The 10,871-nt window shown below is 40.2% G+C and carries 11 protein-coding genes and 1 riboswitch; of the genes, 4 read left to right on the plus strand and 7 right to left on the minus strand.

Annotated features, from left to right (window positions below):
* Positions 1-38: 38 nt before the first annotated feature.
* The gene (gene speB / locus RCG19_RS04800; protein WP_308109873.1) at positions 39-998 is read left to right on the plus strand and encodes an agmatinase; all 960 of its coding nucleotides are present in this window, start codon (positions 39-41) and stop codon (positions 996-998) included.
* Positions 999-1,086: 88 nt separating this feature from the next.
* Here speB and RCG19_RS04805 read toward each other — a convergent pair whose 3' ends face one another.
* The 3 genes from RCG19_RS04805 to RCG19_RS04815 form a co-directional block, all read right to left on the minus strand.
* Positions 1,087-1,689, minus strand: a complete 603-nt coding sequence (locus RCG19_RS04805) for a cell wall hydrolase (protein ID WP_308109874.1) — start codon at positions 1,687-1,689, stop codon at positions 1,087-1,089.
* A 418-nt stretch (positions 1,690-2,107) separates the two neighbouring features.
* Complete coding sequence (locus tag RCG19_RS04810) at positions 2,108-3,793, minus strand: ABC1 kinase family protein (RefSeq protein ID WP_308109875.1); 1,686 nt, start codon at positions 3,791-3,793, stop codon at positions 2,108-2,110.
* Positions 3,794-3,872: 79 nt separating this feature from the next.
* Positions 3,873-4,145 (minus strand): AbrB/MazE/SpoVT family DNA-binding domain-containing protein, encoded by a 273-nt coding sequence (locus RCG19_RS04815; RefSeq protein WP_308109876.1) that lies wholly within the window; start codon positions 4,143-4,145, stop codon positions 3,873-3,875.
* Between the two features lie 211 nt (positions 4,146-4,356).
* Between RCG19_RS04815 and RCG19_RS04820 the strand changes: the two genes are divergently transcribed.
* Positions 4,357-4,452, plus strand: a complete 96-nt coding sequence (locus tag RCG19_RS04820) for a YjcZ family sporulation protein (protein ID WP_308109877.1) — start codon at positions 4,357-4,359, stop codon at positions 4,450-4,452.
* Between the two features lie 83 nt (positions 4,453-4,535).
* On the opposite strand, the gene RCG19_RS04825 is transcribed toward RCG19_RS04820, so the two are convergent.
* The 4 genes from RCG19_RS04825 to mgrA form a co-directional block, all read right to left on the minus strand.
* Entirely contained in the window at positions 4,536-6,113 is a 1,578-nt protein-coding gene (locus RCG19_RS04825) for an acetolactate synthase large subunit (RefSeq protein ID WP_308109878.1), read from the minus strand.
* A gap of 86 nt (positions 6,114-6,199) precedes the next feature.
* The gene (locus RCG19_RS04830) at positions 6,200-6,625 is read right to left on the minus strand and encodes a disulfide oxidoreductase (protein WP_308109879.1); all 426 of its coding nucleotides are present in this window, start codon (positions 6,623-6,625) and stop codon (positions 6,200-6,202) included.
* Between the two features lies 1 nt (position 6,626).
* On the minus strand, positions 6,627-7,334 hold the full coding sequence (locus tag RCG19_RS04835) for a DsbA family protein (protein WP_308109880.1): 708 nt from the start codon (positions 7,332-7,334) through the stop codon (positions 6,627-6,629).
* Between the two features lie 156 nt (positions 7,335-7,490).
* Positions 7,491-8,483, minus strand: a complete 993-nt coding sequence (gene mgrA, locus RCG19_RS04840) for an L-glyceraldehyde 3-phosphate reductase (protein ID WP_308109881.1) — start codon at positions 8,481-8,483, stop codon at positions 7,491-7,493.
* Between the two features lie 147 nt (positions 8,484-8,630).
* On the opposite strand from mgrA, the gene RCG19_RS04845 reads away from it, so the two are divergent.
* Positions 8,631-9,689: a lactonase family protein gene (locus RCG19_RS04845; protein ID WP_308109882.1), complete on the plus strand. Its 1,059-nt coding sequence runs from the start codon at positions 8,631-8,633 to the stop codon at positions 9,687-9,689.
* A gap of 105 nt (positions 9,690-9,794) precedes the next feature.
* Positions 9,795-10,499, plus strand: a complete 705-nt coding sequence (locus RCG19_RS04850; protein WP_308109883.1) for a DUF421 domain-containing protein — start codon at positions 9,795-9,797, stop codon at positions 10,497-10,499.
* A 178-nt stretch (positions 10,500-10,677) separates the two neighbouring features.
* A riboswitch (SAM riboswitch) is annotated at positions 10,678-10,793 on the plus strand.
* The last annotated feature ends 78 nt before the right edge of the window (positions 10,794-10,871 follow it).

The raw sequence follows: 10,871 nt of genomic DNA on the forward strand, positions 1-10,871 counted from the left end.
TAATTTTTAAGAAAAAGACAAACAGGGGGAATGCTATAATGCACTATCCATTATCACCAGATGTAAAGCCGGAATTCTGCACAACAGGTACCTTTATGCGGTTACCATCAAGTAGAGAAAATGCAAAATTAGCGATTGTCGGGATGCCCTTCGATACTGCCGCATCATTCCGTGTAGGGGCTCGGTTTGCACCCCAAGCGATTCGTCAGGCATCGATGACTTTATTCCCTTATCATCCCATTCACAAGGTATATCCTTTTGATGAATGCAACGCGATCGATATTGGTGATGTTTCAGTCATCCCGCATAATATCCACCGAAGCTATGAGGTCATCGAAAAAGCCATGCATGAACTGATGGATCAGGGAATCGTGCCGATTGGTATTGGCGGTGACCATTCGGTAACATTGGCCAATCTCCGTGCGGCTGCAAAGGTCCATGGGCCTGTTGCCTTAATTCACTTTGACTCCCACACCGATACATGGGATACGTATTATGATGAAAAGTATTGGCACGGATCACCCTTCATCCGTGCATACGAGGAAAATTTACTGATTCCTGATAAGGTGTTCCAAGTGGGAATTCGCGGGACGCTTAACCATCCGGGGGATATCGATGCCAGTACCGATTTAGGCTACCACGTGATTACCACCCCGGAATTAAAGGAACGCGGCACAGCAAGTGTGATCAAAGAGATGAAGGAAAAGATTGGGGATACGCCTTGCTTCCTTAGTTTTGATATTGATTTTGTCGATCCATCTTGTGCTCCTGGAACAGGAACACTTGAAGTCGGCGGGTTAAACAGCTTTGAAACTTTACAAATCATTCGGTCCTTAACGGATTTTCATTTTATCGGCTACGACCTAGTTGAGGTCCTGCCTCCATACGATCCCACCCAGATTACAACATTGCTTGCGGCAACCATCATCCATGATTTTGCCAGCCTTGCCGCATTAAAAATCAAGAAGGAAGCGCTCGCTTCAAATACAGCTCCATAACGACAAAAAAGCAGTGAAATTCCAGTTTTAGGAATTCACTGCTTTTGCTGTATAAAAATTTACCTTTTTGAAAAGATATAATGAATGCTTATCTTGCAAAACGGTGGTTACCGATTGTGACGGTTACTTCACGGGAAGTGATCCACTGGCTGGAAGATGTCTTTGGATTATAGAAAAATAATGAGCCATTGCCTTGTCCTTTGAACGCTAACGCTTCATTCACTGCCTGCTTTGATGCTGCATCAGCTGGTTGATTGATCTGACCATTTTCTACTGGCGTAAATGCATAATGACCGTTGGCAATTTGATTGATAACTCCACTGATCGAATTCGGGAATTCAGAACTCGCAACTCGGTTTAAAATGACCGTTGCCACAGCAACTTTCCCCGCATATGGTTCGCCCACTGCCTCGGCATGAACAAGACGTGCCATTAAATCTTTTTCTGCTGCTGTAACAGTAGAATTTGGGATGACGAGATTTTGACCTGCATTAAGGGCACTGTTAGTTGCATGGTTTGTCGCCATTAAACTATTAACAGGAACGCCAAAGTTAGTGGCAATTTTCCAATAGGTTTCACCCTTTTGCACTTTATGAGTAGTTGTGGCCGCTTCAGTTGTTCCATTTAAAGTAAATGCTGACATCGATAGAATCATTCCCGTTGCAATCACTAGTTTTTTAAGTTTATTCATTTTATGACCTCCAAAAGTTAGTGTGCCGTTTCTCTACTACTAAGGCTAACAGTTGTAACATTCTTATTCATCGTCCAATAATTGGTAATGATCCTTCAACTAGAATGAACCCCGCCATCCATGCCTTTCACACCTAATTGGAATGATCAACCAATCTATCTTTTTTTCCTATTAATCCCTTGAGTGGATAGTTAAGGTTTCATTATTACATGGCGTTTCATGCTTGTAACATAGAATCGGCTCTCTTTCAGGAAGTCTTCACCAAATTGACAACAAATTCGGTAAATTGATACAGGATTCCCCTTTTTGGATGCTGTCGGCATTCCTTGGTAAATCCTTATAAGCATCAAAAAAGTCCAACAGCACATGGTTGGACTTTTTCTTGGAATAGCTTTAGGCAAACCGTAGTAAGTTTGGTCTATTCTTTAGCTTTCATAAATGGTGGTCTAGGATGTGCCCTTCGCCTTCTTCTAACAGACGTTCGGGTCCCTGCCTGAAAAATAGTTAACAAGCCACCGCTGACCATTAATAGGATCCCGGCAAGCTGGTTATCGGCAAACATTTGCGAACCGGAGATCAATAAACCTGTTCCAAATACGGCTAAGACAATTTTCCTTGTTTGCAAGGCTTGATTATTCAATATATTTTTTTCAAAAGCCGTAGATGGCTGAATTCGGAGCTCACCTGATTCTAGCTGATCAACAAAATGGAACAATTTACGGGATGTGGGAATGACCTTTAAAAGCGTATTCTTAACCTGGTCAAGCACGGTCTCTTTTGCAGTGCTTGCATTGGCAGTATTACTGCTCAACATATCTTCCACATATGGTTTTGTATTCGCAACAACATCAAAATTCTGATCTAATCCGTTACAGATGCTAAAAACAGTCATAATCGCCTTGCCTAAAAACGTAGTTCTCGACGGAATTTGGAAGGGCTGTTCATAAAGGAACTCTCGTAGTTCCTCAAGAAACCCCTCATTATTTATCTTTTCAATGCTAAAACTGCCTTCAGAAAAGCTGGAGAGAATAACCTTTACATTCTTCACGAGCGCGGTCTTGTCTGCATGCTTTCTTAAAAATCCAAGTTCATCAAAGGCCTCTACAATCCCGCTGCCATCCTTCAAGTAGATAGACATGGCAAGCTTAACGATATTTTCCTTCATCACATTCGAAATCGTTCCCACCATTCCGAAATCAATGTAGGCAATCGTTCCGTCCTGTTTGACTAAAAGATTTCCGGGATGTGGATCAGCATGGAAAAAGCCATCCTCCATCAATTGTTTTAAATAGGACAAATAAAGGATGGAGGCTAGTTTCTTCTTATTAATTGTAGCTCCTTCTAATTTCTCAATCTCGTTAATTTTTACACCTTCAATAAACTCCATCACCAGCACCTTACTGGTCGTCAGTTCCCAATATACACGTGGTGTAGTAACACCGGGAAATTCACGGAAAGATTCTTGAAAGGACTCTAGATTCTTTGCTTCCTTGAGGTAATCCAATTCTTCCGTAATCACTTCTTCAAATTCTTGATAGACATCCTTTAAATCAACAAACTTGCCAATTTTAGTACGACGTGCAAAGGCAATTAGCACCTTTAAGGTAGCCAAATCAAGTGAAACCGTTGCTTCGATTCCGGGACGCATGACCTTAACGGCAACTTCTTCCCCACTTTTCGTGACTGCTTTATGGACCTGGCCTAACGATGCAGCGGCGACAGGTGATGGGTCGAAGGTGGTAAAATGGTCGCTAAGCCTTCCACCCAGTTCCGTTTCAATTCTGCTAATCGCAACGGCTGAGTCAACTGGCGCCACTGAATCCTGCAGCTCTGACAAGGTATCGGTATATTCCTTTGGTAAAATATCGACCCTTGAGCTGACAAACTGGCCAAGCTTGATGATTAGACCACCCATCTCAACGGCAGCACCTACAAATTTTTTAGCTTGGGATCTGTAAACTTCCTTATACTTTTGATTGGCCTTTTCTTTATGTAAAAATTTCTTTGTTTTTCCCAGCCACCAAAATTGCATAAAGAATCCGACAAACATGAAAAATGTTTTGCGAAATCTCTTGTTGAACAGTAAGCGTATCATCTCACGCATTCTTGTCCTCCCCTTTCATTCAAAGCCCCACGGGACAAGCCTGCGTGGTATGTCAACCTATCCTTCAATGAAGAGTAAATTATTCTTTTTCTTCCTCTTCTGTCTCTGTTTTATCAAAAATCTCTTGGGCTATTTTTTCGAATCTCTTTGACTTGTTAAAAAAGAAATTAGCAAACTTATTCATAATCTCTGATTTAACAAGAATCACGGTTCCTTTCCTGGCATCGCCAAATACAACAAACTTTTCTCCTGTTTTAATTCCTAGTTCCTCTCTTGCTTCGGATGGGATGACCACTTGGCCTCTTTCTCCCATACTCGTGGTTCCAAAAATTTTTCCATGATTCATCATCATCACTCACCTCTCCTTTGTAGGATAAATCATACTATTCATACCAACAATACGTTTCACACAATGTACATATGACGATTTAATGGCAAATATGTTCATTTTTTGCTTCATCAACCATTCACCAGCACTTTTTTTCTTCGAATATGCACTTGTCCATTTCAAACATTATGCACCATGCATACATTGTAATTATTGAAGGAAGGGGGTGATCATTATGTCTGGAGGCGGATACGGCAACAACAACGGCTTTGCGTTAATTGTAGTCTTGTTTATTCTTTTAATCATCATCGGTGCATCTTATATGTACTAATGATTCTTCCCAACTCAGAAAAGAGCGGTAAAACCATTTGGTTTCACCGCTCTTTTTTTATCATTTCAGATTTTTACCTAAGCTTATTGGATCATTGTTTCTATGAGCACAACTTCACTTTTCAAAGACATTGCTTCAACCAGCATTCCTTCAAATTCCGCTATTGTCGTTGCCCTCACTCCCCTTGCCCCAAAGCTTTCTGCTAAATGGACAAAATTCGGGTTAGTAAAGGTGACGCCGTAACTATCGCCAAACTTTTTCTCCATCGTATCTACTTCTAGTTTCAGCATCGAGTTATTTAAGAGGATGATGACGAAGGATAAACCTAGTCTTTTAGCCGTTTCAAGTTCGGCAAAATTCATTAATGCGCCGCCATCGCCCGTTATACAGATAACTGTTTTTTCCGGGGCAGCTAATTTTGCCCCAATTGCTCCAGGGATGGAGATGCCCATGGAGGCAAAACCATTGGAAATAATCATTTGGTTCGCATGCTTTGGTTGATAGGTTCTGGCAATCGCCACTTTATGTGAGCCTACATCTGAAATTAAGATGGTCTCGTCAGTCTGGATTTTTTCTAGCACATGCAAGATTTCTTCAATTGTTAAGTTAAGATCCCCACTAGCTTTTTCTATAATAGAATATGACTCTTCGATCCGTTGCTTTAACCTTCCAGAGGGCTGCCAATGTTTGGGCTGTGTTGGAAGAAGTGGCAGTGTTGCCTTAAGATTCCCCACTAACTCAGCCAGTACAGGGTAATATTCGTCAACATCCGCTGCAGTTGCCGAAAGATGAAGGACCGGAACCTTTTTCATATTCCATTCTGACGGAAGCTTCTCGATGACGTCAAAACCAATCACAATCAATAAATCCGCTTCTTCAAACCCTCGAAGGACGTAATCCTTCTCCATAAACCCAAAGGTATAAAAATTTTGCGGGTGATCTTTTGGTAAAATTCCTTTCGCCATGAAGCTGGTTGCAACCGGTGAACCCAACTGCTCAATAAATGCCAGCACTTCGATGACAGCATTTTGGCGAATGACCTCATTTCCAATAATGATAAATGGTTTTTGGCTTTGATTAATCACTTGTGCTGCGGAACGGAGTGATTCAGACACAGGTACACTTTTTGGCAAACCTGAAACAGCTAGTGGCCCTGTAGTCACATTTTCGGCGGCGATATCTTCCGGTAATTCGATTAATACAGCTCCAGGTTTTTCTTCCACTGCTGTTCGAAAGGATTTTCTGATGACTTCCGGAATTGTGTTTGCTGCTTTTATTAGGATGGACCATTTTGTGACAGGTTTGTACACCTCTTGGATATCAATATACTGATGAGAATGTTTATGCTGATCTTTCAACGCTTTTTGACCTGTAATGGCGATGACCGGTGAATGATCCAAATTCGCACTAGCTATCCCCGTTACTAAATTCGTCGCCCCGGGGCCAAGCGTTGCCAAACAAACTCCTGGTTTTCCGGAAATTCTCCCATACACATCGGCCATGAATGCCGCCCCCTGCTCATGACGAACAGGTATGTAGGTTATTTTTTCTGAAGCCGATAAAGAATCCCCTAAATCAATGACTTCCTTACCAATAATGCCAAAAACATATTCCACACCCTCATTTTCCAAACAACTCACCATTAGATCTGATGCTTTCATTTCTGCCTCCATGTAAATAGATTTACCTACCTCTATTCTTTGCCAAATTATCATATTCATGAAAGGTAGAAACAGAAAAGAAGAGACTATCCGCGAATAGTCTCCTCTTCCTTTTGGCCCCTGGCTAACACCATCATGCTAATCGTAATAATGATAAAAGCAATCAGCGCTAGCATCGGAATCGATATAAACCCAAGCCAATTAATATAATCCTTCGAGCAGGGCACCCCGCTTGTACACATTTCAAACTGCTGCAGGTAGGGGATTTTCTGCAATAAAGTATGATAGCCGGATAGTAGTACACCAATAATGGACAATGGCAGTACATAGTAATAGATTTTTTTATCGTTTCGGTAAACAGCAATACCTAATATAATCGCCAATGGATACATAAAAATTCGTTGATACCAGCAAAGGGTACATGGGATAAAATGCATCACTTCACTAAAATATAAACTTCCGAGTGTGGCGATGATCGCAGCAACCCAGGAGAAAAGTAAAGATTTATTCATTCTATTCACCCTTTGCCGCTTTATCGACCATATCTTTCAAATCATCCATGGTTTGTCCTTCAAAATATTGTCCATCCACATAGATGGCTGGTGTTCCGGTAGCTCCTAATTTTTCAGCAAGGTCCATATCCTTGTTATAGGATTCTTTATATTGACGATCATTGAAGTGCTTAACGACCTTATTTACATCAGCATCGCTTGCCACTTCTTTTAAGGTGTCAGTTAGGAATTTTTCGGTAAACAGATCAATTTTTTCATACTTCGTATCTTCCGGCTGCTTTTTATACATTAAATCATGAAATTTCCAAAATGGTTCATTCCCCAGCACCTGATAAACAGATTCCGCAAATTTAGCTGTCCTTTTGGAGTCTGTATTAATAAAAGCATAATTCATGAAATAAAGCTTAGCCTTTCCTGTATCGACTAACTCTTTTTCGATTAGGGGGACGACATTTTCATTGAAGTTTTTACAGTTTGGACATTTATAATCACCAAACTCAATAATCGAGACCGGTGCAGACTTATCACCAAGGAATGGCTGATTACTGTAATCAATCGTTTTATTTGAATTTGCTTTTTCATCCTGTTTTGAATGGTTGCCGATGAAAATAAATCCTAGTACGAAAGCAGCAATAATCCCAATCATCCAGAAAGCAAACTTGGATGAGGATTTCGGCTGGCTTTTAGTATTTTTTTTATTCTTTGCCATAATCAAACTCCTTTAATTGGTAGATAGAAAAGCTTCTATGTAAGTTCTAACCCTTGATAGTTTTAATATTACTTATCTTTCTATATAATGCAACTAATTGGTTCCTTTCAAAAAAAATACTCGCCAATTGGCGAGCTGCTAGGTACCGAATGACCATTAACTATTTAATACATCCTCTATTCTTGCCAGTTCCTCATCAGAAAAATCAAGATTATTCAATACAGCCACGTTTTCCTCAATTTGGCTAACTTTACTTGCTCCAATAAGAACTGAAGTCACCTTACCGCCGCGTAATACCCAGGCAAGAGCCATTTGTGATAGACTTTGACCGCGCTCAGCTGCAATTTCATTTAATTTTTGAACACGCGCCATAACCTCTGCTGTTACCTGATCCTTCTGTAAAAAACCTGTAGATTTTGCCGCACGGGAATCTGCAGGAATACCGGTTAAGTATTTATTCGTCAACAAACCCTGTGCCAATGGGCTAAAGGCAATCGAGCCAACCCCATTTTCCTGCAACACATCCTGTAAACCGCCTTCAATCCATCTGTTAAACATAGAATATCTTGGCTGATGAATGAACAACGGTGTACCTAATTGAGTTAAAATATTAATAGCTTCAGCCGTTTGTTCTGCATTATAATTTGAAATTCCAACATATAAGGCCTTACCTTGCCGAACGATTGAATCCAATGCACTCATGGTTTCTTCTAACGGGGTATTTGGATCCGGACGATGCGAGTAAAAAATATCCACATAATCGATTCCCATTCGTTTTAGGCTTTGATCTAAGCTAGCCGTCAAATATTTCTTTGAACCCCAGTCTCCATAAGGTCCTGGCCACATATAGTAACCTGCTTTAGTGGAAATAATCATCTCATCCCTGTATGGGGCAAAGTCACTTTTTATCATTCTGCCAAACATTTCTTCGGCCGATCCTGCAGGCGGCCCATAATTATTTGCCAAGTCAAAATGAGTAATCCCCAAATCAAATGCCCTTCTTAGCATCCCGCGACCATTTTCAAAGGAATCCACACCCCCAAAATTATGCCAAAGCCCTAAAGAAATGGCTGGAAGCAACAACCCTGAACGTCCGCTTCGATTATATTTCATGGATTGATATCGATTTTCCGCAGCTTGATATACCATATTTTCTTCGCCTCATTTCGATTAATATTCCTACCACAACATGGGAGTCCTACCCTAATTATAGTATATATGTTTAAAGCTAGTTACCATTTATTATTAAAAATAGGATATGATAAGATAAGAAATCAATAGTAAGGAGCATTGAAAATGACAAATACAAACAAGTACCTTGGTTATATTGGAACGTATACAAAAGGAGACAGTAAGGGTGTTTACTCTTTTACACTTGATACTGACGCCGCGAAAATACTGGATGTAAAGCTGGCGGCCGAATTAGATAATCCTACATATGTAAATATCAGCAAGGATAATCGTTTCCTTTTTGCAGTTAAAAAAGAAGGCGAAAATGGTGGGGTAGCTGCTTTTTCCATACAAGAGTCGGGAGATCTGACACCAATCAATTCCCAACTAGCAGCTGGTTCATCTCCTTGTCATGTAAGTGTAGACAGTCAATCAAAAGTTTTATTCAGTGGAAATTATCATAAAGGCGAGGTAGTATCCTATTTACTCGATGCTGAAACCGGCTCCATCTCACCTGCTGTTTCAGTCATGAAGCATGAAGGCTCTGGCCCCGATCCGCGACAGGAAAAGCCGCATACCCATTATGCTAGTCTTACTCCTGATGAAAAGTTCCTCGCCGTTGTTGAATTGGGAATCGATGCACTTATTACCTATTCTGTGGGCAATGACGGGACACTTACGAGAGCAAATTTCTTACCTTTAAAAGGCGGCAGCGGCCCAAGACATTTGGTTTTTCATCCTAATGGTAAATATGCCTACATTATGACCGAATTCAGCTCGGAAGTTGTTGTTTTAAGCTATTATCCGGAGGATGGCCATTTTACCGAGAAGCAATATATCTCCACATTGCCTGAAGATTTTACGGAAAATAACCAAGGCAGTGCGATTCATATTTCTTCAGATGGTCGCTTTGTTTATGCAGGTAATCGGGGTCATAATAGTATCGCTGTTTTTCGTGTCGATGGATTTTCAGGGGAACTTAGCTTTGTCGAACATGTTTCGACCGAAGGGGATTGGCCGCGGGATTTTGCGTTGGATCCTAGTGAGAAGTTTATAGTAGCGTCTAATCAGGAGTCCAGTAATCTTGTGTTATTTTCACGGGATGATGCGACGGGTAAGTTGACGCTTATCGAGTCGGATATTACGGTGCCTTATCCGGTTTGTGTTAAGTTTTTGCATAGTTAAAAAACAGGGTAATTTCATCCTGTTTTTTTGTTGGCTTTTTGGCGTAAAAATAACCCATTCATGACAATACTATGTAATAGTGATTACATAAAAGGATGTGTCTTAATGGAATTTCTCCATGGTCAACATTCACTTTCGACCGTTGAGTGGATCTTAAGGGCGGCAATCTCTTTCTTCATTTTGCTCATTACGGCCAAAATAATGGGTTCCCGTGCCATCTCCCAATTAAGGCTACTCGACTTTGTCATTGCCCTTATGCTCGGAAATATCATTGCCCATCCTTTATCAGACCAAACCATCGGATTGAAAGGATCGGTTATTTCAACTCTTGTCATTGCGATTTTGTATATTGGTGGTGTTTTCTTAAGCCTTAAATGGACTGCCTTTCGAAAACTAACGGATTCAGCACCTATTCCCCTTATAAAAAATGGAGAAATTCTATATAAAGGGCTTCGAAAAGCAAGAATATCAATTGATTTTTTATTAGCGGAGTTAAGAAAAGAGAAAGTTGCCGATATAAAAAAAGTTGCGTTAGCATTATGGGAATCCGATGGGAAACTCTCTATTTTTTTGGATCCTCAGCATGAGGCCATCACACCAGCAACCTATCAAATAAAAACAGACCCTTTTGATCTTCCAAAGACAATCATCAAAGAAGGGAAGATTGATTTTCAAGTGTTGAATCAGGTTAACAAGGAGAAAGAGTGGCTGATTAACACAATTAAGGACCAATATAAGACAGACATTAATGAAGTTTTACTTACCACCATTGATAACAAAAACAAGTTAACCGTTTTCCTGTACAAATAATGATTTGTACGTATCTTTCTACATAAAGATCTATTTGACGAACCAATAATATAATCAAACAGTCTTAGTTTCAACCAGTTTCTAATATGCAAGAGACAACAAATATTGCATTTTTCAAAAATCAATTGACACTCCCACTAATCTGTAGTAAATTTTATAAATAATCTAAATAATTGATTTCTTATCAAGAGAGGTTGAGGGAATGGCCCTGCGACGCCTCAGCAACCATCAATGGTTTGTCCATTGAAAAGGTGCTAAGTCCTGCAAATTAGCTGCTAATTTGCAAGATAAGAAGAATGACACTTTGGTCGTGCTTACAAAAGTCTTCTTCTTATAGAAGACTTTTTTTATTATCCGTTAGCTTTATCACCG

The sequence above is a fragment of the Neobacillus sp. OS1-2 genome, assembly GCF_030915505.1.
Lineage (GTDB): Bacteria > Bacillota > Bacilli > Bacillales > Cytobacillaceae > Neobacillus.

Bases quoted from the DNA above. Each gene is read 5' to 3' on its own strand.
- RCG19_RS04810 (WP_308109875.1), bottom strand. From the start codon at position 3,793: ATGCGTGAGATGATACGCTTACTGTTCAACAAGAGATTTCGCAAAACA.
- RCG19_RS04835 (WP_308109880.1), bottom strand. From the start codon at position 7,334: ATGGCAAAGAATAAAAAAAATACTAAAAGCCAGCCGAAATCCTCATCC.
- RCG19_RS04820 (WP_308109877.1), top strand. From the start codon at position 4,357: ATGTCTGGAGGCGGATACGGCAACAACAACGGCTTTGCGTTAATTGTA.
- mgrA (WP_308109881.1), bottom strand. From the start codon at position 8,483: ATGGTATATCAAGCTGCGGAAAATCGATATCAATCCATGAAATATAAT.
- RCG19_RS04845 (WP_308109882.1), top strand. From the start codon at position 8,631: ATGACAAATACAAACAAGTACCTTGGTTATATTGGAACGTATACAAAA.
- RCG19_RS04815 (WP_308109876.1), bottom strand. From the start codon at position 4,145: ATGATGATGAATCATGGAAAAATTTTTGGAACCACGAGTATGGGAGAA.
- RCG19_RS04850 (WP_308109883.1), top strand. From the start codon at position 9,795: ATGGAATTTCTCCATGGTCAACATTCACTTTCGACCGTTGAGTGGATC.
- RCG19_RS04825 (WP_308109878.1), bottom strand. From the start codon at position 6,113: ATGAAAGCATCAGATCTAATGGTGAGTTGTTTGGAAAATGAGGGTGTG.
- RCG19_RS04805 (WP_308109874.1), bottom strand. From the start codon at position 1,689: ATGAATAAACTTAAAAAACTAGTGATTGCAACGGGAATGATTCTATCG.
- speB (WP_308109873.1), top strand. From the start codon at position 39: ATGCACTATCCATTATCACCAGATGTAAAGCCGGAATTCTGCACAACA.
- RCG19_RS04830 (WP_308109879.1), bottom strand. From the start codon at position 6,625: ATGAATAAATCTTTACTTTTCTCCTGGGTTGCTGCGATCATCGCCACA.